The 24652-nt window shown below is 58.7% G+C and carries 24 protein-coding genes; 9 read left to right on the plus strand and 15 right to left on the minus strand.

Annotated features, from left to right (window positions below; all coding sequences use genetic code 11):
• Positions 1-5: 5 nt before the first annotated feature.
• Both ACJO5Y_RS19890 and ACJO5Y_RS19895 read left to right on the plus strand, forming a co-directional pair.
• Positions 6-605, plus strand: a complete 600-nt coding sequence (locus tag ACJO5Y_RS19890) for a nucleotidyltransferase domain-containing protein (RefSeq protein WP_406989583.1) — start codon at positions 6-8, stop codon at positions 603-605.
• Positions 586-1011, plus strand: a complete 426-nt coding sequence (locus ACJO5Y_RS19895; protein WP_406989584.1) for a hypothetical protein — start codon at positions 586-588, stop codon at positions 1009-1011. Before ACJO5Y_RS19890 ends, ACJO5Y_RS19895 begins: the two co-directional genes overlap by 20 nt.
• A gap of 62 nt (positions 1012-1073) precedes the next feature.
• On the opposite strand, the gene ACJO5Y_RS19900 is transcribed toward ACJO5Y_RS19895, so the two are convergent.
• Positions 1074-2651 carry a flavin-containing monooxygenase gene (locus ACJO5Y_RS19900; RefSeq protein ID WP_406989585.1) on the minus strand — a complete coding sequence of 526 codons (1578 nt, stop codon included), beginning with the start codon at positions 2649-2651 and terminating at the stop codon, positions 1074-1076.
• Between the two features lie 398 nt (positions 2652-3049).
• Between ACJO5Y_RS19900 and ACJO5Y_RS19905 the strand changes: the two genes are divergently transcribed.
• The 3 genes from ACJO5Y_RS19905 to pntB all read left to right on the plus strand — a co-directional run bounded on the left by ACJO5Y_RS19905 (position 3050) and on the right by pntB (position 6781).
• On the plus strand, positions 3050-3682 hold the full coding sequence (locus ACJO5Y_RS19905; RefSeq protein ID WP_406989586.1) for a TetR family transcriptional regulator: 633 nt from the start codon (positions 3050-3052) through the stop codon (positions 3680-3682).
• Positions 3683-3796: 114 nt separating this feature from the next.
• The gene (locus ACJO5Y_RS19910) at positions 3797-5374 is read left to right on the plus strand and encodes a Re/Si-specific NAD(P)(+) transhydrogenase subunit alpha (protein ID WP_406989587.1); all 1578 of its coding nucleotides are present in this window, start codon (positions 3797-3799) and stop codon (positions 5372-5374) included.
• A 12-nt stretch (positions 5375-5386) separates the two neighbouring features.
• Positions 5387-6781 (plus strand): Re/Si-specific NAD(P)(+) transhydrogenase subunit beta, encoded by a 1395-nt coding sequence (gene pntB / locus ACJO5Y_RS19915; protein ID WP_406989588.1) that lies wholly within the window; start codon positions 5387-5389, stop codon positions 6779-6781.
• 121 nt (positions 6782-6902) lie between these two features.
• On the opposite strand, the gene ACJO5Y_RS19920 is transcribed toward pntB, so the two are convergent.
• The 3 genes from ACJO5Y_RS19920 to ACJO5Y_RS19930 all read right to left on the minus strand — a co-directional run bounded on the left by ACJO5Y_RS19920 (position 6903) and on the right by ACJO5Y_RS19930 (position 9074).
• Complete coding sequence (locus ACJO5Y_RS19920; protein WP_406989589.1) at positions 6903-7496, minus strand: exopolysaccharide biosynthesis protein; 594 nt, start codon at positions 7494-7496, stop codon at positions 6903-6905.
• A 26-nt stretch (positions 7497-7522) separates the two neighbouring features.
• Positions 7523-7834, minus strand: coding sequence for an outer membrane protein assembly factor BamE domain-containing protein (gene bamE, locus ACJO5Y_RS19925; protein WP_406989590.1), 312 nt, complete (start codon positions 7832-7834; stop codon positions 7523-7525).
• 127 nt (positions 7835-7961) lie between these two features.
• Positions 7962-9074, minus strand: coding sequence for an NADH:flavin oxidoreductase (locus ACJO5Y_RS19930; RefSeq protein WP_406989592.1), 1113 nt, complete (start codon positions 9072-9074; stop codon positions 7962-7964).
• A 90-nt stretch (positions 9075-9164) separates the two neighbouring features.
• Between ACJO5Y_RS19930 and ACJO5Y_RS19935 the strand changes: the two genes are divergently transcribed.
• Positions 9165-9620 carry a winged helix-turn-helix transcriptional regulator gene (locus ACJO5Y_RS19935; protein ID WP_406989594.1) on the plus strand — a complete coding sequence of 152 codons (456 nt, stop codon included), beginning with the start codon at positions 9165-9167 and terminating at the stop codon, positions 9618-9620.
• A 160-nt stretch (positions 9621-9780) separates the two neighbouring features.
• Here ACJO5Y_RS19935 and ACJO5Y_RS19940 read toward each other — a convergent pair whose 3' ends face one another.
• The 8 genes from ACJO5Y_RS19940 to ACJO5Y_RS19975 all read right to left on the minus strand — a co-directional run bounded on the left by ACJO5Y_RS19940 (position 9781) and on the right by ACJO5Y_RS19975 (position 17843).
• Positions 9781-11085 carry a DEAD/DEAH box helicase gene (locus ACJO5Y_RS19940; protein WP_406989596.1) on the minus strand — a complete coding sequence of 435 codons (1305 nt, stop codon included), beginning with the start codon at positions 11083-11085 and terminating at the stop codon, positions 9781-9783.
• A gap of 289 nt (positions 11086-11374) precedes the next feature.
• Positions 11375-12295 (minus strand): lysophospholipid acyltransferase family protein, encoded by a 921-nt coding sequence (locus ACJO5Y_RS19945; RefSeq protein ID WP_406989598.1) that lies wholly within the window; start codon positions 12293-12295, stop codon positions 11375-11377.
• Between the two features lie 105 nt (positions 12296-12400).
• The gene (locus tag ACJO5Y_RS19950; protein ID WP_406989600.1) at positions 12401-13927 is read right to left on the minus strand and encodes a flavin-containing monooxygenase; all 1527 of its coding nucleotides are present in this window, start codon (positions 13925-13927) and stop codon (positions 12401-12403) included.
• 156 nt (positions 13928-14083) lie between these two features.
• Positions 14084-14437, minus strand: a complete 354-nt coding sequence (locus tag ACJO5Y_RS19955; protein ID WP_406989602.1) for a DUF1428 domain-containing protein — start codon at positions 14435-14437, stop codon at positions 14084-14086.
• 36 nt (positions 14438-14473) lie between these two features.
• Positions 14474-14833, minus strand: a complete 360-nt coding sequence (locus ACJO5Y_RS19960) for a YciI family protein (protein ID WP_406989603.1) — start codon at positions 14831-14833, stop codon at positions 14474-14476.
• Positions 14834-14905: 72 nt separating this feature from the next.
• On the minus strand, positions 14906-16144 hold the full coding sequence (locus ACJO5Y_RS19965; protein ID WP_406989604.1) for an RNA polymerase sigma factor: 1239 nt from the start codon (positions 16142-16144) through the stop codon (positions 14906-14908).
• Between the two features lie 89 nt (positions 16145-16233).
• The gene (locus tag ACJO5Y_RS19970; RefSeq protein WP_406989656.1) at positions 16234-16788 is read right to left on the minus strand and encodes a YgjV family protein; all 555 of its coding nucleotides are present in this window, start codon (positions 16786-16788) and stop codon (positions 16234-16236) included.
• 17 nt (positions 16789-16805) lie between these two features.
• Positions 16806-17843 (minus strand): NAD(P)H-dependent flavin oxidoreductase, encoded by a 1038-nt coding sequence (locus ACJO5Y_RS19975; protein WP_406989605.1) that lies wholly within the window; start codon positions 17841-17843, stop codon positions 16806-16808.
• Positions 17844-17958: 115 nt separating this feature from the next.
• Here ACJO5Y_RS19975 and ACJO5Y_RS19980 point away from each other — a divergent pair, with 115 nt between their 5' ends.
• Positions 17959-18990: a histone deacetylase family protein gene (locus ACJO5Y_RS19980; RefSeq protein ID WP_406989607.1), complete on the plus strand. Its 1032-nt coding sequence runs from the start codon at positions 17959-17961 to the stop codon at positions 18988-18990.
• 97 nt (positions 18991-19087) lie between these two features.
• Positions 19088-19768 carry a transglutaminase-like domain-containing protein gene (locus ACJO5Y_RS19985; protein ID WP_406989609.1) on the plus strand — a complete coding sequence of 227 codons (681 nt, stop codon included), beginning with the start codon at positions 19088-19090 and terminating at the stop codon, positions 19766-19768.
• Between the two features lie 63 nt (positions 19769-19831).
• Here ACJO5Y_RS19985 and ahpF read toward each other — a convergent pair whose 3' ends face one another.
• Positions 19832-21418, minus strand: a complete 1587-nt coding sequence (gene ahpF / locus ACJO5Y_RS19990) for an alkyl hydroperoxide reductase subunit F (RefSeq protein ID WP_406989611.1) — start codon at positions 21416-21418, stop codon at positions 19832-19834.
• Positions 21419-21679: 261 nt separating this feature from the next.
• Here ahpF and ACJO5Y_RS19995 point away from each other — a divergent pair, with 261 nt between their 5' ends.
• On the plus strand, positions 21680-22411 hold the full coding sequence (locus ACJO5Y_RS19995) for a DUF3581 domain-containing protein (protein ID WP_406989612.1): 732 nt from the start codon (positions 21680-21682) through the stop codon (positions 22409-22411).
• A gap of 40 nt (positions 22412-22451) precedes the next feature.
• Here the strand turns inward: ACJO5Y_RS19995 and ahpC are convergent, their stop codons facing one another.
• Both ahpC and ACJO5Y_RS20005 read right to left on the minus strand, forming a co-directional pair.
• Positions 22452-23015, minus strand: a complete 564-nt coding sequence (ahpC, locus tag ACJO5Y_RS20000; RefSeq protein ID WP_406989613.1) for an alkyl hydroperoxide reductase subunit C — start codon at positions 23013-23015, stop codon at positions 22452-22454.
• Between the two features lie 212 nt (positions 23016-23227).
• Positions 23228-24445, minus strand: a complete 1218-nt coding sequence (locus ACJO5Y_RS20005) for a BCCT family transporter (protein WP_406989614.1) — start codon at positions 24443-24445, stop codon at positions 23228-23230.
• Between the last annotated feature and the right edge of the window lie 207 nt (positions 24446-24652).

Raw genomic sequence — 24652 nt, forward strand, 5'->3', positions numbered from 1 at the left:
CCTCAATGGCTTCAAATTCCAGCCTTGCAGATGCCTTGTTTTCAGGCACCCGGCAAAAAGTGCTTGGCCTCCTATTCATGCAGCCTGATCAGGAGTTTTCACTAGCCGAATTGATCGAACGGGCAAGGGCCGGCTCCGGGGCAGTTCAGCGGGAAGTAGGACGATTCGTGGACAGCGGATTGGTCACTGTCGAGGTCAAGGGGCGCCAGAAGCGCTATAGAGCCAATCAGGACGCGCCTATTTTTCCGGAATTGTGCTCTCTGGTTGCAAAAACCCTTGGGCCGGCTCAAGAAGTCAAGAATGCCCTGAGCGCCAAGGACAGTGAAATCGACTTGGCGCTGGTCTATGGTTCGGTTGCCAAGAATACCGATCGGGCGGACAGTGACATCGACCTTATGCTGGTTTCTGACACATTAACCCTCGAAGATGTGTTTACCGCACTGGAACCGGTGGAGCAGAAGCTGTCGCGGCCCGTGAACCCCACGCTCTACACCAGGCACGAATTTGAAAAGCGTCGGAACAACGACAATCCGTTTATAAGAAAGGTACTGAATGGACCGTACCTGCTATTGAAGGGAATCATTGATGAACAAGGAAGCACTTGAGAATCTGGTCAACATTCGCAAACTCCATCACGAAGCCGCTGATGCCAGCGAGGTAATTGGCCTTATCCAATCCGGCAGTATCCGACTGCAAGACGCACAACTGGAATCACTCAGTCTGGAAAGCCGCTTTGATCTGACTTATAACGCCGTTCATGCGCTATCACTCGCAGCATTGCGTCATCTCGGGTATCGCTCTGACAACCGATACCTTGTTTTTCAATGTCTGCAGCACACGCTGGACCTTCCCTCTGCGAAATGGCGCATTCTTGATCAGGCCCATCGCAAACGGAACCTCGCGGAATACGAGGGCTTTATTGACGTAGATGAGAGCCTGGTTGCAAGCCTTATCCGGGTTTGTGAGGAAGTGAGATTGGCAGTCAATGAACTGAAGGATACTGACGGTTAGACGGCCAATACCCAATATGGGTAATTTAATGCCCATATTGGGTAGTATGTTGGCCAGGTAACTTACAACGCCGGCGCGGCCTCGCCCACTTCTACAGCCTCTGGCTCACACACATACTGCGCCGCATCGAACCGTTTTGTCTGCTGGCGGAACTGCCAGGTGAAGCCCGGCCACAGCGTGGTGTTCTTGCCGTTTTCGTTGACGTACCAGCTTTTGCACCCAGTCTGCCAGACGGAGTCGCCGAGCTTGGCGTGAATCGAGGCGTTGTATTTGCTCAGGGCGTCTTCCTTCACTTCCACGCTCTTCCAGCCGTGCTTCTGCATTTTCTTCAAAGCATCCAGCACGTACTGGATCTGGCTCTCGATCATGTACACCATGGAGCTGTGGCCGAGGCCGGTGTTGGGGCCCATCAGCATAAAGAAGTTGGGGAAGCCGTTGATGGTGCTGCCCTTGTAGGCTTCCGCGCCTTCTTTCCAGGCGTCCAGCAGGTCCTGGCCGTTGCGACCGTAGACCATGCCGGCCGGGACCGGGTCCTGGGCCTTGAAACCGGTGCCGTAGATGATGCAGTCCACTTCCCGCTCGTTGCCGTTGTTGTCGACGATGACATTACCGCGCACTTCACGGATGCCGTCGGTCAGCACGTCCACGTTGTCTTGGGCCAAGGCCGGGTAGTAGTTGTTGGAGATCAGTACCCGCTTGCAGCCGAAGTGGAAATCCGGGGTCACCTTCTTGCGCAGTTCCTTGTCCTTGATCTGGTTGCGAATATGGCGACGGGCCTGCAACTCACCGATCTTGAGGATGCGCGGATTGCCCACGAAGCCCAGTACCCGCGCTTCCAGGGTCCAGTAGATGCTCTGACGGAAGGCGTTCAGGGTCTGCGGGAACTTGCGGAACATCAGTTTCTCCAGCGGACGGATCTCGCGGTCCGGCTTGGGCACGATCCACGGCGGGGTACGCTGGTACAGGTCCAGGTGACCGGCTTCTTTGGCCACTTCCGGAACGAACTGGATGGCGGAGGCACCGGTACCGATCACCGCAACCCGCTTGCCTTTGAAGTCGTAGCTGTGGTCCCAGTCCTGGGAGTGGAAGCTCTTGCCGGTGAAGCTCTCGATACCCTTGATGTGCGGGTAGGCCGGGGTGCTGAGGCCGCCCATGCCGGAGACCACAACATCAGCCTTGAAAGAGCTGAATGCTGGCAGGTCTTGATCTTTGCGATCCAGTTTGTCGCCGGGTTTGAGACCCTTTTCCTGCATGTAGGCCCACAGTTTCGGGCTGTCGCAGGTTTCGACGGTCCAGGTCTGGGTCTTTTCGTCTAATTTGGCGCCCGCCACGTGGGTGTTCAGACGCACGTGCTTCATCAGGTCGTATTTTTCGGCGCATTGACGCAGGTAGGCCTGGATTTCTTTTTGCTGCGCGAACATGCGGCTCCAGTTCGGGTTCTGTTCGAACGAGAAGGAGTACAGAGCAGACTGCACGTCACAGGCGCAACCCGGGTAGTGGTTTTCGTGCCAGGTGCCGCCGACGTCGTCGCTTTGCTCGAGGATCACGAAGTTGTCGTAACCGGCTTCCTTGAGCTTGATGCCCATGCCCAGGCCGGAGAATCCGGTGCCGATGATGGCAATTTGTGCTGACTGACTCATAACTCTACCTCGTTGTTCGCTGGCCATTTGGCCTTGCCTGTTGTTGTCTGTTTCGCCATGATGATTGACGGTATACACATGTATACATAACAAAGTAGACAGCTGTATACTTCTTGAATTCAGATAAGCTTCGTTTGGCCCAAGGAGACAACAGGTTGTCCTGACTTCCGGGTTTGGCGGGCAGTTGGGTCGTTGGGGCTTCCGAAAACCGCTGCAAGTACGTCCGTGGACGCTTGCTCTCCGCCCCACCATGCTTAATGCTCCTGCGTCGCATGGTGGGTCCTGGGCAGGCCGTCCATGGCCAGCCCGTGAAGAGCTCTCGCTCTTCACCCATGGCTACGAGCATTTTCGGAAGCCCTGCCCGCCCAACCAGACCATTAACTTTGGGTGGAAATCGCATGAACGCTTTAACCGGTGGGAAGCTGAAGCTGGTACAGGCTGGCCTTCGTCTGATTACCGAAAGCCGTAGCCTGACATCATTGGGACTTCGGGAACTGGCCCGCGAGGCGGGGCTCAACCCGAATACCTTTTACCGTCACTTCAAGAACCTGGACGAGTTCGGGCTGCAAGTGCTGGGGTACATCGCTGCAGACATGAAGTCCGGTGTGCGGGAATTGCGGCGGATGGCGGAAAGCTCCGAGCAGGCGTCCCACGATACCGTCGCGTTTGTGTACCACTACTTTCTGTCTAATCCTTCAGCGACCACCGTCGCGGTGCGGGAACTTCATGGTCCTTCTCAGCTGTTGCGCAAGGCCCTGGAAGCCCAGCTCAACGCCAGCGCCCGGGAGATGGCCGAGGACATTATCGAGCGGCAACTGGTCAGTGCCGTGCCGCCGGAGACTATTCACGAAATTTCCCGCATGACCATTCGCTACATTCTGTTCCGGGCCATGGATTACATCGAAAAACCGGAGCAGCGGGAGACCATTCAGCAGGAAACCGAGCGTTTTATTAACCGGCAGTTCCGGGGCGCCATGTTGGATAACCTGTCCCAGGATGAGATCGAAAACCTAGTGAAAAAATCCTCCTGACGGGTGGAGTAACTTACCGTTTTTTGGGGTATTCCGGGCAATTCCGTCAGCTTGAACTAGTATGTGGGTATCCAGACAACTGGTTCATCGGGCAATCCGGAGGACATGCCAACAATGAAAATAGGTATACCCAGAGAAATCTTCAAGGATGAGCGGCGGGTAGCGGCCACACCGCCGTCCGTTCACAAACTCGTTGGCCTTGGTTACGAGGTCGTTGTCGAAACTGGCGCTGGCGAGGCCGCCAACTACTCGGATGACGCCTACGAAAAAGTGGGTGCGGCGATAGCGGCCGATACCACGTCGCTGTGGCAGGAAGCGGACTTTATCCTCAAGGTGCGCGCCCCCATGGACAATCCCGCCCTGAACAAACACGAAGTGGACCTGATGAAAGAGGGGGCGTTTCTGGTCAGCTATCTCTGGCCGGCGCAGAATCCGGAGCTGCTGGAGAAACTGGCGGCCAGGAAGATTACTTCGTTCGCCATCGACAGTCTGCCCCGCATCAGTCGTGCCCAGAAGATGGATGCGCTCAGCGCCATGGCGAATATTGCCGGCTATCGGGCGGTGATTGAGGCAGCCAACAATTTCGGGCGTTTCTTTACCGGGCAGGTGACGGCAGCGGGCAAGGTGCCGCCGGCGAAGATCATGGTGATCGGTGCCGGTGTGGCGGGCCTCGCTGCGATCGGCGCCGCCAACAGCATGGGCGCTATTGTGCGGGCGTTTGATACCCGCTTGGAAGTGAAGGAACAGGTCGAGAGCATGGGGGCCGAATTCCTGGTGCTGGATTTCGATGACGAGGACGGCAGCGGTAGCGGCGGCTACGCCAAGCAGATGAGTGATGAGTTCATCAAGGCGGAAATGGCGCTATTTGCGGAGCAGGCCGAGGAAGTGGACATCATCATCACCACCGCGTTGATTCCCGGCAAACCCGCCCCGAAACTGATCACTGCCGACATGGTGAAGTCCATGAAACCTGGTAGCGTGATTGTCGATCTGGCGTCGGAACGCGGCGGCAACTGCGAACTGACGGAACCGGGCAAGGTGGCCCATCACCATGGTGTGACGCTGATCGGCTACACCGACCTGCCCAGCCGCATGGCCAAGGTGGCCAGCGATCTCTACGCCACCAACCTGGTGCACCTGCTCACCGAATTGACCCCGGAGAAAGACGGCCAGCCCCTGGTCAACATGGACGACGATGTCATCCGTGGTCTGACGGTGGTGCGGGAGAACGACATTACCTGGCCACCACCCCAGCCGGAGGCACCGGTCAGCCCCAAACCAGCACCGGCCACGGAGGAACCGTCGGCTGCCGACAAGGCCGCGGCAAAGAAGGACGCCGACCGCCGCAGACTGATTGGCAGGAGTGTTCTGCTGATCGTGACGGCCCTGGCACTCTATGGCGTCGGTGCCCACGCGCCGGAAAGCTTCCTGCAACACTTTACGGTGTTTGTGCTGGCCTGCTTTATCGGCTGGCAGGTGATCTGGAACGTGACACCGTCCCTGCACACCCCCCTGATGAGTGTGACCAACGCCATCAGCGGCATCATTGTGATCGGTGCCATTCTGCACCTGGCCCAGGCGGAGAATATTGCCGTCGGCATTATGGCCTTTGTCGCGGTGCTGATTGCCAGCATCAACGTGGGGGGCGGCTTCCGGGTCACCCATCGCATGCTCAAAATGTTCCGCAAGTAGGAGGCGCCCGATATGAGCACAGGATTGGTGAGCGTGGCCTACGTGGTCGCAAGTATCTGTTTTATCCTCAGTCTGGGTGGCCTTAGCCACCAGGAGTCCGCACGGCGCGGCAATCTCTATGGCGTTGCCGGCATCATCATCGCGGTGGGGGCCACCCTCGCCAGCGTGGGTGACGGCGGCGTTACCGCTATCGTGATTGCGGTGCTATTGGGTGCCGCAATCGGCATTCCCATCGCCAACAAGGTGGAAATGACCCAGATGCCGCAACTGGTCGCCCTGCTTCACAGCTTTGTCGGTCTGGCGGCGGTGCTGGTCGGTTTTTCCGGCTACATCGAACCGCTGATTGCAACGGTCGGAGCGGAACACACCATCAAACTGGTAGAGGTGTTTGTGGGCATCTTTATCGGCGCGGTGACCTTCACCGGGTCGCTGGTGGCCTGTGGCAAGCTGGATGGCCGCATCGACAGCAAGGCGCTGACCCTGCCCGGCCGGCACCTGATGAACCTGGTGGCGGTTATCGCCTGCGTGTTGCTGGGGGCCTGGTTCCTCGGTACCAACAGCATGGCATTCGGCCTGATCTCCCTGGTTCTGATGACCGCCATTGCCTCGGTGCTCGGCATTCACCTGATCATGGCCATCGGCGGGGCCGATATGCCGGTGGTGGTGTCCATGCTCAACAGTTATTCCGGGTGGGCTGCTGCCTCCATCGGCTTCATGCTCGGCAACGACCTGCTGATTGTCGTGGGTGCCCTGGTGGGCAGCAGCGGTGCCATCCTCAGTTACATCATGTGCAAGGCCATGAACCGGTCGTTTATCAGTGTGATCCTCGGCGGTTTTGGCCAGACGACAAGCAGCGCCAGCGCTACCGATCCGGACCAGACGGTCTACGAATCCAGTGCCGATGAAGTCTGCGAGGAACTGCGCAACGCCGATTCCGTCATCATCGTGCCCGGCTACGGCATGGCGGTGGCCCAGGCTCAGAACGGAGTCAGCGATATGACCCGGATACTGCGGGAGCGGGGCGTAAACGTGCGCTTCGGCATTCACCCCGTAGCCGGCCGTCTGCCCGGCCACATGAACGTATTGCTGGCGGAAGCCCACGTACCCTACGACATCGTGCTGGAAATGGACGAGATCAACGCCGATTTCCCGGAAACCGACGTGGTGCTGGTCATCGGCGCCAACGATACGGTGAACCCGGCCGCCGCTGAGGATCCCGGCAGCCCCATTGCCGGCATGCCGGTACTGGAAGTATGGAAAGCCCGGCAGGTGGTTGTCCTCAAGCGGGGCATGGCCACCGGTTACTCCGGTGTCGAGAACCCGCTGTTCTTCAAGGACAACACCCGCATGCTGTTTGGTGACGCCAAGGAAAGCATCGACAGGCTGGTGGGTGGTTTACGGGGCTGATCGATCAGGCCTCTGCCCCTTTTGCAAAGAACCGCTCAATCTGCCGGGACTGGCTCTGGCCGTCCCGGCAGCCCGGTTCGATCAGATCGCGGCAGAAGCGCCTATCAACTCGGCCTGCTACTTATCCACCAAGGTTGCGGACAAGCATGATGGGGCCGGTCAGTGAGATCCCCCAGGCGAACAGGGCCAGCAGGCCATCCCTCGAAATCATGGTCAGGCCAAATAGCACAAGGGCTACGCCGGCAATACTGGAGCTGAACGGGACAACTTCCGTTGCCGGCATCACCACGGCAATCACCATGCACCCCAGCGCCATCGCATAAAGTCCGGGCCCCTTGACCAACAGGGTGAGCCGTGGGCGGATCAGGCGGTCAATCTTTCTGGCGGGCGGGCGCAACAACTTCAGTCCCTGCAAGAGCTTCTGGCGCGCCACCTTTCGCTGCACCAGCCAACCCGGCAACCAGAAATGCTGTCGCCCCAGCAGAACCTGTCCCAGGGTCAACAGGGTAAGCAACCCCATCAGCGTCGGTATTCCCGGCACACCGCTCAGCGGTGTAACCAGAATGAGCCCCACCAGAAGCACCACGGGCCCGAACGTTCTGCGCCCTATGGCATCCATCATTTCCCCGATGGACACGTGGGAACGGTCGGTCACCACGGCCTCCAGCCGGTCCAGTAACTGTTCTATATTAGCCGGGTCACTCTGGTCATCCATTACCCCAGCCTCCCGCGTCCTGGCGCCTATTCGGTGGTGTTATAAACGTAGGATGCCACCGTTCCGTCCTGATTGAATCGCACCACCAGGTCCGTTGTTTCGGCGTCACCAAAGGCAGACCAGCGGTACTTGCCGTATGTCCAGGTGCGCTTGCCATCCTCAACACCGGTGCGCCAGGGCTGGCCAAACATGTCCTGGATTTCCGCCCGGGTGGTTTCTCCGATCTCGATCTGGTCAACATTGTGAGTGGCAAAGTCCTGGCCGACGGTGGCACAGCCGGCAATGGTTAACGACAAGGCAACCAGAATCATGGCAGAAAAAGATGCAACGGGCCTCATGATATATCCTTTTTTTGATGATCAGACCGTCAATCATACGGGTTTTGAAGTAAGGTTAAATTACAGCACAGACAGACACAAAAAAGCCCCGGCGGGTGGCCGGGGCTCACGTCAACGCTTCATACAATCAGTAAAGCTTCGCCAGTGACTTCTTGGCAAACGCCTCCACTTCGTGGATGCGACCTTCCTTTACCTTGACCAGCCACTCCGGATCCTGCAACAGGGCACGACCAACAGCGATCAGCTCGAACTCGTGGTTGTTCATACGCTCCACCAGTTCGTCGATGCCAGCCTGCTCCACCGCTTCCTTCTTGCTGGCGAAGGTGCCGCTGATGAAGTCTTCGGTCAGGCCCACGCTGCCAACAGACATGGTCGGCTTGCCAGACAGCTTCTGGGTCCAGCCCGCCAGGTTGAGCTCGGAACCTTCGAATTCCGGCTCCCAGAAACGGCGGGTCGACGCGTGGAAGATATCCACACCTGCTTCCACCAGGGGCTTCAGGAACTGTTCCAGCTCCTCCGGAGTGTTCACCAGTTTCGCCTCGTAATCCTGCTGCTTCCACTGGGAGAACCGCAGCATGATCGGGAAATCCGGGCCCACACGGTGGCGCACGGCTTCGATGATTTCCACCACAAAGCGCAGGCGGTTTTCCATGCTGCCGCCGTACTCATCGTCACGCTGGTTGGTGCCTTCCCACAGGAACTGGTCCAACAGGTAACCATGGGCACCGTGGATCTCGACACCGTCGAAACCCAGCGCCTTGGCGTCCTGGGCGGCGTCGGCGAAGGCATTGATCACATCGTCAATGTCGTCCTTGCTCATGGCTTTGCCGTTGGGCTTGCCCGGCGCAAACAGGCCGGACGGGCTGTAACCCGGCACTTTCGGGTCTGGCTCCGTGCCTTCCTTGCGCACCGCGCCCACATGCCACAACTGGGGGAAGATAGCGCCGCCGGCTTCATGAACCGCATCAACAACGTCCTTCCAGCCGGCAAGGGCATTATCGCCGTGGAAGAACGGCACGTTCGGGTAACCGTTGGCGCCGGGATGGTTCACCGTGGTGCCTTCGGTGATCAGCAGTCCCACGCCACCTTCGGCGCGACGACGGTAATAGTCCACCACTTCCTGACTCGGCGCATTGCCTGGCGAGAAATTGCGGGTCATCGGGGCCATGGCAACGCGGTTGCGCAGGGTCAGATTATGGATCTCAAAGGGGTCAAACAGGGGGCCAAGATTCATGCTCATAGTAGATTGCAACCTCATTAATCTGGTTTCTTTATGCAACCCTATTTAATCTGGTTTTAAAATGCAACCCTATTAGGTAGACTTCCCGATATGGCCAGAAAACGTTTTGATGATTCCAGTTGCTCCGTCGCCCGTGCCCTGAATGAAGTGGGGGACTGGTGGTCCCTGCTTGTGGTGCTGCACGCTATGTATGGCACCCGTCGCTTTGTGGACTTCCAGCAGGAACTGGGCATTGCCCGCAATATCCTCTGTGACCGTCTGGCCCGATTGGTGGACAACGAAGTCCTGAAAAAGGTGGACGTGGGCGAACACGGCTCCCGCTTCGAGTACCGTCTGACCGAGAAAGGCCGTGACCTGTTCCCGATCGTGATTGCCCTGCGCCAGTGGGGTGACAAGTGGAATCCGGCGCCGGATCAGGCGCCGCTGGATCTTCGGGATCGTGAAACCGGCCGCACCATTCGCCCGGTGGAAGTCCAGGATGTCGATGGCAAACCGCTGACGGTTCGTGATGTATTCGTGCCGGACGGCAAAAAGAAGACCGGCTGACAAGCCGTAGCTCGACCCGATGGTTTATATGGTGGGCTTTATCGACAAGTTCTGATCCCCGTACCTGCCGGAAACCTCACGGTCTGTGGGTTTCCGGCAGGTACGTTCTCTTGTGCGGGGCTTCGGCCCCGCCTTTTATTGCAGCAGTGCCGGGGTCCGGTTACGCGCTCTGGCGAGCCGGTGAACGCCGGCCCTGACCACCGCCGCCATTCTGACTACGACCGCCACTGCGACCAGCCGGCTTGGCGCCGAAGCTGCGGGGCTTGCCACCGTTACCGTTGCGATTACGGGCGCGGCTCGGATCGGCCTTAGCTTTGGGCTTGAGCGGCAGGTTGTTGGTCGGCTCGAAGCCTTCCACGCTCGTGCGCGGCAGTTGCATCTTGATCAGCCTTTCGATACCCGCCAGCATCTTGCCTTCATCGGCACTGACCAATGACAGCGCGTGGCCACTTTCACCGGCACGACCGGTACGGCCAATACGGTGAACATAATCTTCCGGCACATTGGGCAGCTCAAAGTTCACGACCTGGGGCAACTGTTTGATGTCGAGGCCACGGGCCGCGATATCAGTCGCCACCAGCACACGCACTTCACCCTGCTTGAAATCCGCCAGCGCACGGGTGCGGGCACCCTGTGACTTGTTGCCGTGGATCGCCGCAGCGGTAATACCGTCGCGCTCCAGCTTCTGGGTCAGGCGGTTGGCGCCATGCTTGGTACGGGTAAACACCAGCACCTGCTCCCAGGCATTGTCACGCACCAGCTTGCTCAGCAGGGCGGTTTTCTGGCTCTGGTCTACCGGGTAGACGGACTGCTTGATGCTTTCCGCCGCGGTATTACGGGCCGCGACTTCCACCTGAACCGGGTTATCCAGCAGGCCCTTAGCCAGGGTGCGGATCTCGTTGGAGAAGGTGGCGGAGAACAGCAGGTTCTGGCGCTTGGCCGGCAGCAGCGCAAGGATCTTGCGGATGTCACGGATGAAGCCCATGTCCAGCATGCGGTCGGCTTCGTCGAGCACCAGGATTTCCACTTCGTTGAAGCGAACGGCGTTCTGCTGGTACAGGTCCATCAGCCGACCCGGTGTTGCCACCAGCACGTCCAGACCCTTGCGCAGCTTCATCATCTGCGGATTGATTTTCACGCCACCGAAAACCACAGCGGCCTTGGTGGGAACGTATTTGCTGTACAGATTCACACTGTCGTGAACTTGAGCCGCCAACTCACGAGTGGGCGTCAGGATCAGGGCACGGGGACCCTTGCCGGTGCGCGGGTTCTCACCAATGCGCTGCAACAGCGGCAGGGTAAAGCCGGCGGTTTTGCCAGTGCCGGTCTGGGCGGCAGCCATCACATCCCGGCCAGAAAGCACGGCAGGAATCGCCTGGGCCTGAATGGGAGACGGGGTATCATAACCCTGATCGGAAGTGGCACGGACCAGCTGCTCGGACAAACCGAGTGAAGAAAAGCTCATATTGGATCAACTCTTGATTGTTCTGCCTCCACGACCACCGTTCTCGGCGAATGCGGGCAGATGCCATGAAAATTCATGGAATAATAGACGACTACGGTCACGCGCCGTTAACGGGGTGACGTCCTCTGACAGGTCGTATCGGATGGGTCGCAAAGGGCACAGGGCCGGAAACTGCGGAAATCCTTAGAGGCAGGATGCAGGCACGGTAACAGAGGGCCCGGGAAATAGCCATAGGTGGTTTTCATAACCTTTGGTCATCATCTGCCCTCATGTATTTTTCCGGATGTGGTCAGTAAACCTTTGCCGTCCCCTCTGGCCGGGTCTTGAAACGCTTATGGAGCCACAGGTATTGATCCGGGAACTCCCGAATGGTGGATTCGATAAAACGGTTCCAGATTTCGGCATCCCGGGTTTCGTCCTGGCCGAAGTCTTCCTGGATGGGCGAAAACTCCACGCGATAGCGACCGTTAGGCAACCGCAAATGGCTGACACAAAGCACGGCCGCACCGGACTCCCGCGCAATATAGCTGGGAGAGGTGATGCAGCCGGCATCCACGCCAAAAAACGGCACGAAAAGCTCGGTCTTGCGACCGAAATCCTGGTCACAGGCAAACCACACCTGGCCGCCATCCTTCAGGAACTTCATCATCCTGGGCAGCTGGCGCTTGGAAAACGAGCGAATATTGAAGTGACGGCGCCGGCCTTTCTCGATCATACGATCGATGACGGGGTTGTCGTTGGGGCGGTACATGTACCCCGGCTTGTCCAGTTTGCAGGCAATCAGTGGCAGGGCGAAATCAAAAATGCTGTAGTGGGCGCCGATCAGCAACACACCCCGGTTTAGCGCCTTTGCCTCCTCCACGTGCTCCAGTCCGTGTATTTCCGTGCTCTCGCAATAGCCGGACATGTCCCGCCACCAGGCGTGGGTACTTTCCAGAAAGCCACGGGTACAGGCGATAAAATTATCCTGCACCAGTTGCTCCCGGTCATCCTCAGTCAACTCCGGCAAACAGGCGGCGAGGTTGGTGTGGGCCACCCTGGAGCGGGATTTCAGCTTGCGCTCCAGAAAACACCCCAGGCGCTTGCCAAAACGCTGTTTGACCGGCATTGGCAGCAACGATAGTAGGTACAGCGTGAAGACAATCAGCCAGGAGGACCAGTAAACCGGATGCCACAGAGGCTTGTTTTTCTTTTTGGCCGTTTTCGACATACATCAATAGCCTTTACTGCAATTAATAAGGCCAAAGAGCCTGACATATTCCCGCACCGACTTACAGATGCTTTAGGTAACCGGGCCCGCAGGCCCGGTAAGCCGTTATGAGCCGAACAGCGCAGACCGCAACGGCTTCAGGAACCCGGTGGAGCTCTCCGACACGTCAAGGGAGCGCTTGCCATCAAATTCCAGGTAGCCATCCTCGATGGGATCAAAACGCAGGATCTTCACGTCCTCCAGATAGTTCTGTGAACCTTTCCACGGGCCGTGAGTACCCTGCTTCGGCAGCCTGTCCTCCGCGCGCTTGATATAGCCAGAGCTAAGGGCGCCCAGAATGGTATCTTCACCAAGGCTGTTCTCGGTATCCCGCGGAACCACCACACGGCTACCCTTCTTGTCCATGTGATTGATCAGGCGGCACAGGTATTCAGCGGCGATATCCGCCTTCAGGGTCCAGGAAATGTTGGTGTAACCGAAGATCATACCGGCATTGGGTACGCCTTCCACCAGCACGTTCTTGTAGATGATCTTGTCCTTCATCACCACTGTCTCGCCATCCACCGCCGGCTTGATACCACCGAGCATCTGAATATCCAGGCCGGTGGCCGGAATGATGATGTCCGCTTCCAGCTCTTCACCGGATTTCAGGCGGATACCGGTTTCGGTGAAACGCTCGATGTGGTCTGTGGCGATAGAGGCCTTGCCCGATTTCAGCGCCTTGAACAGATCGCCATCCTTGACCACACACAGACGCTGATCCCACGGGTTGTAGTCCGGCGTGAAGTGGCGCATGTCCGCCTTACCGTTCACCTGATGCTTGATCACACTCAGGAACAGCCGGCGCATGGCCTTCGGGCTCTTGCGGGAACGCTCGTACAACAGGCGCGCGATGGAGATGTTGCGGGCGCGGGTGATCTTGTAGGCCGCCTTGGCGGGCAGCACTTTCTGCAGGCCCAGGGTCACCTTATCAGTAGACGGCAACGGCATCAGGTAGGTCGGCGACCGCTGCAGCATGGTGACGTGCGCCGCCTCCTCCGCCATGGTTGGCACCAGGGTAATGGCGGTGGCGCCACTGCCGATCACCACGACTTTCTTGCCGGCATAGTCCAGATTCTCGGGCCAGTGCTGGGGGTGAACCACCTCGCCCTTGAAGTCCTCTTCGCCGGGGAAATCGGGTTTATAGCCCTTGTCGTAGTTGTAGTAACCGGTGCAGCCCACCAGGAAGCTGGCGGTAAAGGTTTCGGTCTCGCCACTCTCTTCCCGCTCGGCGGTCACCGTCCAGCACTTGTCGACACTGGACCAGTCCGCGGTTTTTACCGCCAGACCGTACTGAATGTGCTTGTCGACGCCGTTTTCCTCGGCCGTTTCTTTCACATAATTCTTGATGGAGGCGCCATCCGCCAGCACCTTGCCACCGGTCCACGGACGGAAATTGTAGCCGAAGGTGAACATGTCGGAATCGGAACGGATGCCCGGGTAACGGAACAGGTCCCAGGTACCGCCCAGAGACTGGCGGCGTTCGAGGATGGCGAACGACTTGCCGGGGCACTCGCGGTTGAGGTGGCACGCCATGCCAATGCCGGAAACGCCGGCGCCGATAATCAGTACATCAAAATGTTGTTGGCTCATGGTAGCGGCCTCGCTCCTGATAAAATCTTCCTGGCCCTCTCCTTCGAAATATGGGTCCGGGCCAACCATGATCCAACGTTAGCGATTTACGGCAACCGGTGAATTGGCCAATCTCCCGGTTGCCGGGTGTTCAACGGGCCAGTCAGGGACCCCGGCTTACTCGTCCACCTCCATCTGGAAGCCACCGTAAATCAGCCGCTTGCCATCGAAAGGCATGGGGTTGACGTCGGCCTGCAGGCGCGGATCTTCCATCACCTTTGGCATCGCGGCGTTACGCACTTCCTTCGACGGCCAGGTGATCCAGGAAAACACCACCGTCTCCTCAGGCTGACACTTCACGGCCATAGGGAAGGAGGTGACCTTGCCCTCGGGCACGTCGTCCCCCCAACACTCCACCAGACTCAGGGCACCGTGTTCCTTAAACACCACGGCGGCGTCCCGGGCATGCCGGATGTACTTCTCCTTGTTGGCGGTTGGCACCGCAGCCACAAAACCATCAACGTACGTCATGGGTATTCCTCCTGTCTGATTGTCCGCTGGCGCCATTCAGTCCTTCGGTGGCAGGTCCCGCACCGGACGAACTTCAATACTGCCCAGGCGCGCCGGCGGAATATGGCTTGCCAGTTGCAGCGCCTCGTTCAGGTCGCGGGCCTCCAGCAGATAGAACCCTGCCAGCTGTTCTTTGGTTTCAGCGAAGGGACCATCCGACATCAGAACCTCGCCATCCCTGACCCTCAGGGTGGTGGCACTGCCCACCGGCTGGAGCGCCTGACCGGCCAGGAACTTACCCTTGTCAGCCAGATTCTCCACACAACGGATGCACTCCTGATTGAGGTCATGCCACTGCTGCTCGGTCATGTCATTGATGATCTGTTCCCGGTAGTAAACCAATGCCACGTATTTCATGGGGGGTCTCCTTTGTCTTGTCCCGTGTCCTTGTCGTCCGCCGGTCAGTGATTTCGACACCGAACGGGAATTTTATTGCCCGTCGCCCCGCCCCATCTCGGATAACCGCTTCTGGAGAAAACGCTTTTCCTGGGCCTGGTTTGCCAGCGACAACGCGCGTTCGTAGGCCACCCGGGCCTGCTCTCCATGCCCGGCACGTCGATGCAGGTCGGCCAACGCGGCGTGAAACAGATGATAGTTCTGGATGGCTTTGTGGGAAGACAGCCCCTCCAGCAGAGCTACGCCGGCTTGCGGCCCTTCCAGCATCGCCACCGCTACGGCCCGGTTGAGGGCAACGACCGGCGTGGGTGAGCGTTGATAGAGCAGATCGTAGAGACCCACGATGTCGTGCCAGTCGGTCTCCTCAAAACTCGCTGCATCGGCGTGGGCGGCGGCAATTGCGGCCTGCAGGGTGTAGCCGCCGGCCGGCGACTGCCCCAGCGCCCGCATCAGCCATGCCTTGCCCAGGCGGATTTCGTCCCTGTCCCACAGGGTCCGGTCCTGGTCCTCCAGCGTCACCAGTTCGCCATGCTCATCCACCCGGGCCGCCTTGCGGGCGTCCTGCAGGCGCATCAGGGCAATCAATCCGAATACTTCGCCGTCCGGAAGCAGCACTGCAAGCAATTCCGCAAGGCGGATGGCCTCTGCGGTCAGACTGGCGTCGATCAAACCCTCCCCTTCGGTGCGGGCGTAGCCTTCATTGAACATCAGGTAGATAACATGGAGTACTGCCCCAAGACGCTCCGGCAGGCGCTTGTCTTCGGGGACTTCGTAGGGAATACCCGCCTCGCGGATTTTGCGCTTGGCACGGACAATCTTCTGGGCCAGCGTGGTGGGCTTCTGTAACAACGCCCGTGCCACCTGTTCCGTGGTGAGCCCACAGACCTCCCGCAGCGTCAGTGCCAGTTGCGACTCAACCGCCAGCGCAGGGTGGCAACAGGTAAAGATCAGTCGCAACTGGTCATCCTGCAGGGAGGAGTCCGCCAGGTCCGGGGTGTCGCATTCCTCCACGGCCCGGGCCAGCTCGTCGGCGTGGAAGCGAACGGTCTGTCGTCGCCGGATCTGGTCAATGCCCCGATTCTGGCCACAGCGAATCAACCAGGCCAGCGGATTATCCGGCGCTCCCTGTACCGGCCACTGCTGGGCGGCGGCTGCAAACGCGTCCTGCAGCGCCTCCTCTGCCAGATCAAATTCCCCCAGCAAACGGATCAGCGTCGCCAGCACCTGCCTTGAGTGCTGGCGGTAAAGAATGTCCAGATCCAGAGCATCCATCTCATTGATCCAATAGCTGACGATAAAATTATTGGATAGTGTCGTACATCTTTTGGCAGGTTGTCGTGCGCGGATTCATTAAATCGACATTACGGTCGGCGGTCGGACTCCCCGCCCAGCAGCGGCTCGATCACGTCCGGATACTTTTTCTTAAGGCGGTTGAGGCGAATGATGGTGATAATGTTGGTCACCACCACCATGCCTTCCGCCAAAGTGCCGCCCACCGAACCGATCACGATGTTATTGAGCATCCACGAGAACGCCGCCAGCCCAAGCACAATCCGCAGTGGTATACCCCGCAATGTGAACATACCCACCGTACCCAGAATCGCGGCCGTCAGCGGAAAGATATCCGTCGGCACCCGCCAGGTCACCGCGGCCACCAGCAGGTTGACCGCCAGAATCACCGTCATGATGCGCCAGCTGCCCAGAAACTTCCGCGCCAGGGCAATCCGCAGGATCACCAGCACCGTCAGCGCTGTGGCGGTCCAGCTTTCAAAAAACGCAAACATCAGGGCAAAAGCGACGTTAGCGGAAATCAGCAACACCATCAGCCGGTCGTCATTCTTGTTGGCGAACCCGGCGATGCAGAAGCCCAGGGCAACCAGACCGCAGACCTGCCCCAGCGCAGTAGCGAGGGACATGTCGGCAAAGAACCCGGTCACAATTCCTCAGCCAACTGGCGAACCAGATCGGCGGCCGGCATTTCCCGGCAACCGGAGGCATTTTGCCCGGACCACAGGGGAGAAAAATCGCCGGAGCCGGACGCCTCTGCTTTCGCCCGCAAGGGCGCAATGGCCGATGTCGCCAGGGGAAACGCCGGAGCAACCCCCGACATCGGACCAAGCTCACGCATCGCCCGGTTCATGATGCCCCGGGCGGGCCCGCCGGAGAATAGATTGGTCAGGGCGGTATGGCGGGCCTGCGGACTCTTCAGAACCTCCCGGTGGATCGGCCGTGTAGTCGCTTCCGGGCACAACATGAATGCCGTGCCCAACTGGACGCCAGCCGCCCCCAGATCCATGGCCGCCCGGATGCCCCGGGCATCGGCAATCCCGCCAGCGGCAATAACCGGGCAGCGCACCGCTTCGATAACCTGCGGCAGCAACGCAAACGTACCCATCTGGGTGGACAGGTCCCGGGTCAGAAAAATGCCCCTGTGACCGCCCGCCTCCAGCCCCTGGGCAATGATCGCGTCCACCCCCCGTTCGTCCAGCCAGACCGCCTCTTCAACCGTGGTTGCGGTGGAAATGACTTTGGCGCCCGTGGCTTTTACCCGCTCCAGCAAGGTGTTCTCGGGTAGCCCGAAATGAAAACTGACCACCGCCGGCGTATAGCTCTCCACCAGTTCGGCAGCTTCCTCGTTAAACGGAGTGCGACCACCGCCAGCGGGGATGGTTTCCGGATCGATACCGTACTCCAGGTAGTATGGCGTCAGCGCTTCCCGCCAGGCCCGTTCCCGGGCATCTTCCGGCTCGGGCGGCTTGTGGGCGAAGAAGTTCACATTGAAGGGTTTTGTGGTACCCGCCGCCAGCGTTTCCAGCTCGGCACGCAAGGCATCTGCACCCAGCATGGCGCAGGGCAGCGAACCCAGGCCGCCGGCGTTGGACACCGCCAGAGCCAGCTCACTGCCCTGAACCCCCGCCATCGGCGCCTGAATGAGGGGTAACTCGATCCCCAAAAGTGATTGCAGCGTCATCTTCGTTATCCTCTCTCCCTGAAACCATCCCAGACTGCCACAATGCCGGAAATTGAGCCACGGCATTGCCTGTGCCAAAGTGACCTGAGTCCATCCACCCGGAAGTCTTCATGCCATGAAAACCGTGTTCTCTCCCCTCCATGCCCGCCGTACCGTCAAAACCGAACTGGACGGCGGCCTGCTGATCGCCCCCCACGAGAAACCCTCGCGGGCAGAAACCATTCTCGCCCGGGTCAGGCATCAGGCGCTGGGTGAGGTTCTGGAGCCGGAAGAGTTTGGCCTGGAGCCTATTAAACAGGTACACACAGCAGATTACGTCGCCTTCCTGGAAACCTGCTGGGACGACTGGGTCGCTGCCGGCAAACCCGGGGAAGCCATTCCCGCCGTCTGGGCCGGACGCGGTATGCGCCATCGGTCGCCCAAAGACATCGACGGTCGCCTGGGCTATTACAGCTTCGCGGCGGAAACCTCGATCACCGAGGGCACCTGGGACGCCGCCCGGGCATCTGCCAATGTGGCCCTGACCGCTCAGAAACTGGTGGCGAAAGGTGAACGCGCCGCCTTCGCCCTGTGCCGCCCACCGGGCCACCATGCACACGCGGACCTGTTCGGCGGCTACTGCTTTTTCAACAATGCGGCGATCACCGCCCAGGCCTTCCGGGACCAGGGCTACGACCGGGTCGCCATCCTTGATGTGGATTTCCACCACGGCAACGGTACCCAGGCCATCTTCTACCACCGCAGTGACGTACTGACCATCAGCCTGCACGGCGATCCGGACCTGGTGTTTCCCCATTTCCTCGGCTTTGAGGACGAGATTGGTGAGGGCGAAGGGGAAGGCTACAACCTGAACATTGTCTACCCACCCGAGACCCCCTACAGCGTCTGGAGCCAGGGCCTGGAAACCGCCTGCCAGCGCATCGAAGCCTTCCGCCCGGACGCCCTGGTGGTGGCGCTGGGTGTGGACACCTTCGAGGAAGACCCGATCTCCTTCTTCAAATTCACATCCGGCGACTATCTGACGCTGGGCAAACGTCTTGAAAAGCTTGGCCTACCCACGGTGTTTACCATGGAAGGCGGCTATGACGTGGAGGCTATCGGGGTGAACGCGGTGAATGTAATGCAAGGTTTCGAAGGCAAGGAATGATAGAAAAAGGCAATGTCATTGTCGGAAAAGGCCATTGTCAGTAGCTTGCTATTTGGAGACGATCAGAAGTCGATACCCCAAACCCGGATGGACCATTATGGAACGCTATCTCCAGCCCACCGCTTTCTTCAATTACCACCAGCCGGAACTGAAAGCCTGGATTGCGGACCAGTTGGAGGGCGTGCCCGAAGACCCTGTCGAGCAGGCAAAAGCGCTGTACCTGGCGGTACGGGACACCGTGAGTTACAACCCCTACGTGTTCCGGACGGATCCCGGGACATTCAGTGCCAGTTACGCCCTCGAAAGCGGCGAGACCTACTGTATTCCCAAGGCAGTACTACTGGGTGCGGCGGCGCGTTCCGTTGGCATTCCCAGCCGGCTTGGCCTGGCGGATGTGCGCAATCATCTGTCCAGCCAGAAGCTGATCGATTACCTGCAGTCGGATATTTTCCGCATGCACGGTTTCATCGAGCTCTACTTGAACGAAAAATGGGTGAAGGCAACTCCGGCATTCAACGCCCGGTTATGCGAGCTGATGGACGTGGAGCCACTGGAATTCGATGGCGTCAACGATTCCATTTTCCAGGAATACACCGAATCCGGCGAAGCCCACATGGAATACGTCAATGATCACGGCGTGTTCGACGACGTTCCCCACGAATTTATCGTGGACGGAATTCGGGCCGCCTACGGGCACCTGTTTGCGCGGGATGACATTCAGCCTGAATTCTCAGGCAGTCTCGAAGACGATGTATCGGAAGGCTCTACCCAGCCATAGACCGGAGCCAAAAAAAGGCAGGCCGTGGAGGCCTGCCTTGCTCTCATCAGGAGTTCTGGATGATCAGGCAGCCTGATCGTCCTCATCCTCAGCCGAGTTGCGGATCAGGAAGTCGAAGGCGCTCAATGCCGCCTTGGAACCCTCACCCATCGAGATCACGATCTGCTTGTAGGGCACGGTGGTGGCGTCGCCAGCCGCAAACACGCCGGGGATGGACGTTTCGGTGCGGTCATTGACGATGATTTCACCGTGCTGACTCAGCTCGATATCGCCTTTCAGCCACTCGGTGTTGGGCACCAGGCCGATCTGGACGAACACGCCTTCCAGTGACACGTGGTGACTCTCACCAGTGTTGCGGTCGGTGTACTGAAGGCCATTCACCTTGCCGTTCTCACCGGTGATTTCGGTGGTCTGGCCAGAGGTGATGATCTCCACGTTCTTCAGGCTGCGCAGTTTCTTCTGCAGCACCTCGTCCGCCCGCATTTCCGCGCCGAACTCGATCAGGGTGACATGGCCGACGATGCCCGCCAGATCGATCGCCGCTTCCACGCCGGAGTTACCACCGCCAATCACCGCCACGCGCTTGCCCTTGAACAGCGGGCCGTCACAGTGCGGGCAGTAGGCCACACCCTTGTTGCGATATTCTTCCTCACCGGGCACGCCCAGCTGACGCCAGCGGGCACCGGTAGACAGAACCACCGTACGGGATTTCAGCGATGCGCCGTTGGCCAGGCGAACCTCATGCAGGCCACCTTTCCGGCTGGCCGGGATCAGCTTCTCGGCGCGCTGCATGTTCATGATGTCCACATCGTACTCAGTGACATGCTGCTCCATGGCGCTGACCAGTTTCGGACCCTCGGTATAGGGCACGGAAATCAGGTTCTCGATGCCCATGGTGTCTGCCACCTGGCCACCGAAGCGCTCGGCGGCAATCCCGGTGGAGATACCCTTACGGGCAGCGTAGATGGCCGCAGCCGAGCCAGCCGGCCCCCCGCCAATGACCAGTACTTCAAAGGCGTCTTTGCCGTTGATCTTTTCGGCTTCGCGGGCATCGGAGTTGGTGTCCAGCTTGGCCACAATTTCTTCCAGCGTCATCCGGCCCTGGCCGAAGTTCTCGCCGTTCAGATAAACGCTCGGCACCGCCATGACTTCGCGCTTCTCGACTTCGTCCTGGAACAGGGCGCCGTCGATGGAAGTGTGCTTGATCTTCGGGTTCAGCACGCTCATCAGGTTGAGGGCCTGCACCACGTCAGGGCAGTTCTGGCAGGACAGGGAAAAATAGGTCTCGAACTCAAACTCGCCATCCAGGGACTGAACCTGCTCGATCACCTCTTGGGAGGCTTTCGAGGGATGGCCGCCCACCTGCAGCAGGGCCAGCACCAGCGAGGTGAACTCGTGGCCCATGGGAATGCCAGCGAAACGCACTCCAATATCGGTGCCCACGCGGTTAATGGCAAAAGACGGACGGCGAACGTCAGAATCTTCCTCGGTGCGCAGGCTGATCTTGGCGGACATCGGCTCCAGCTCTTCCAACAGCTCACGCAGCTCCTGGGATTTGGGGCCGTCATCATAGGCGGCAACCAGCTCAATCGGCTGCTGCAGCTTGTCCATATACGCCTTGAGTTGTTCCTTGATGCTGGCATCCAACATAGTCGTGCTTCTCCTTTAGAAACTGAAATTGGGTTTCTGGAATTAAAACGGGTCGTTTAGTATGAGATGTAATGAAGATACGGACTGGCAAGCCAATGCTCAAATTAATTGCCCCAAACGGTTTGATAGGGCAATGCTATGTCCTTTCAGTGGATGGTTTCCCAGTCTTGACCAATAGCGAATACCCAACGGCAACTTGTCAGCGTATCGTGTGACAAGGACACCGAATAACCACTCTCTGGTACTCAGAATAGGCAACGCATGTTTCTAGATCGTTTCCACTCCGTCCAGGACGGGCACGTACATATCTCCGCCCTGCAGGCCAGTCAGTTCGCCAAAGAGATCGCGGGAGACTTCAACCCCATTCATGATCCGGATGCCCGCCGCTTCTGCGTTCCCGGGGACCTGCTCTTCGCCATCATTCTGGCCCGTTTCGGGCTATCGGAAAACATGACGTTCAGATTTCGTAGTCTGCTGGGCGAAGGCGTGCCCTTACGGTTTGTGGAGACCGAGAGCGGCATTAACGTCTGCGATGACGCCGGCAAGGTCTATATCGAAGTGACCCGCAGTGGCGCCCGCACCGCGGACCAGCAGCTGATCGAGGATATTACCCGCGCCTACGTGGCCGCCTCCGGCAAGAACTTCCCCCATACCCTGAAACCGTTGATGGAGTCGAACGGGGTGATGTTCAATCCCGATCGCCCGATGGTCATGTACGAGAGCATGAGCCTGGCCCTGAACGACCTGGACCTGCCGTCGCCGGACCTCGAACTGAGTAACGCAACGCTGGAGGCGGCCGGAAAGCGGGGCAACGTTCTGCTGGAGTACCAGCTGACCGCAGACGGCAAGGCCGTGGGCGAAGTTACCAAACACCTTATACTGAGCGGCCTGCGGCCTTACTGCCCGGATGCCATGGCCGGCGTCATCGAGGAGTTCTATCGCCTCAAGGCCCGTGGCACTGCGGTTTCCCCAGACACAAAAAACCCCGGATAATCCGGGGTTTTCTGCTCTTGAGCTACTCTCGGGGAGGAGCTTAGATCTTGCCAACCAGGTCCAGGGAAGGCGCCAGAGTCTCCTCGCCTTCTTTCCACTTGGCTGGGCATACTTCGCCCGGATGGTTACGAACGTACTGAGCGGCTTTCACCTTGCGCATCAGGTCGTCCGCGTCACGGCCGATACCTTCAGCAGTGATTTCCATGGCCTGGATAACGCCATCCGGATCGATCAGGAAAGTGGCACGGTCTGCCAGGCCCTGGCCTTCACGCATCACACCGAAGTTGTTGGTGATGGTGCCGGTCTGGTCGCCAACCATGAAGTAGTTGATCTTACCGATGGTCTCGGAAGCGTCGTGCCATGCCTTGTGGGTGAAGTGGGTGTCAGTGGAAACAGAGAACACTTCCACGCCCAGCTTCTGCAGCTCTTCGTACTTGTCTGCAACGTCGCCCAGCTCGGTCGGGCATACGAAAGTGAAGTCGGCCGGATAGAAGAAAAATACGGACCACTTACCTTTTACATCAGCTTCGGAGATTTCAACAAACTCGCCCTGCTTGAAGGCAGTTGCGTTGAACGGTTTGATCTCGCTGTTAATCACGCCCATTTAAGATAACTCCTGTTGGTTCGTTTGCGTGTTGATTAAAATACGGGGACAAAGATACGGGTTTTCGACGCTTCGTCAAAATTGATTATTTCCAAACTACAGATAGGCATTACCTATCCATTGAACATCCGGGCCAGTGTACCTGTCCCCCGAAGCGTCACAGCAGCCGCTCCAATCCCATTGAAACGACTGCTGTTTCCCTTTATGGGGCTTTAACCGGCAAGTTCAATCTTACGGAAGTCGAGAATATTCTCTTTCGGTGACGCTTTGATGGCCATCACTTCCGCCCGCTTCTTCGCCAGGATGTAGGCAAAGCAGGCAAAGTACAGGGCAATAACCAGGGCGCCGACCCACTGGATCTTCAGGAAATCCAGCTGGAATAGCATGGTCAGGCCCACCATCGCGAGGAAGTTGAACACCACGTAGTTCGCCCTTCCCAGACGCTCGGCCGTCATATTCAGGTTGTCGGTGTAGAGCCTGATCAGGGAGTCCAGTGAGTTCACAACCATCAACACGCCCACGGTTATCATGGCCAGGTTGGTGAACGCCGCGATCTCAAGACTTTCGGCGTGATAATGGTAAAGCACCGAGAACCACACCCCGATGGCGATGGACGGCACCACCAGCATGGCGAGCAACAGCTGCCAGGTCCGGATGCCGCTGACGAAACGGGCGGTGAACTGGCCAATCATGATGCTCCAGGCGAACCACCAGAACAGATAAAACTCGTGGTAATCATTGATCGGCAATGCAAACTGGTGGATGTTGGTGAAATATTCACCCAACAGTCCGGCAGTGCCGAGGAAATCCCCAGGGGAGCCCGCGCCCAGCACGAACGCCCGGAACCACATGCCGACGATCAGGGCAATAAACAGCAGACTGGAGCCCAGGCTGAGAATGCGCACGTACTTGATCTTGGAACTGGAGTAGACCGCCAGGCCAATCGCGGCAAACACAATGAAGTAGAACGCCGGCACCACGGACTCACCGTCCCCGAGCTGGGGCAGGTACCAGGGCAGGTTCACCAGCAGCAGGTAGGCCGTGAAGGCACAGGTACCGATGATCACCACGTTGTTGACGACCTTTACCAGCGGGATCTCGAAGAACTGCACCCGCGGTTCAATGATCGCGAAATAGAAGCAGGTCAGGAAATAGAAGCCCCAGATCAAGAAGGCCCAGAAGCCAAACTCAATGGCCAGGGGGTTGGCAAAGCCATACTCCGGACTCGCCGACAGATCGCCGTAACCGCCAAATTCGGTCAGCGGGAACATGATCAGCCCCACATCCAGCCCGGACGTGAACAGGATGGCGATAAAGGTGAAAGTGCGGACCGGCGTTACGCCAATGCACTGGATGTCCCACCACTTGTACAGAATCAGCACAATGGCGGCGAAGGTGAAAATCAGGCCGGTGGATAACCAGAGCGTCATGCGCTGCACCTCCGGTTATTTTTCATCATTTTAGTGAACAGCATGGGTGTTCCTCCTCTACTTTGTAAGCGCTGCTTATTTCGAATCGGACACAAACCCAGGACTTGCCTATCCGGCGCCCGGAAACGGCGGGATGCCGTCGCGCTGATAGGGAAATCCTGAGGGCTTGCAAAACCCCGGGCGCATTGCACGCCCGGGTGGGGATGA

The sequence above is a fragment of the Marinobacter alkalisoli genome (genome assembly GCF_045449855.1).
Classification (GTDB): domain Bacteria; phylum Pseudomonadota; class Gammaproteobacteria; order Pseudomonadales; family Oleiphilaceae; genus Marinobacter.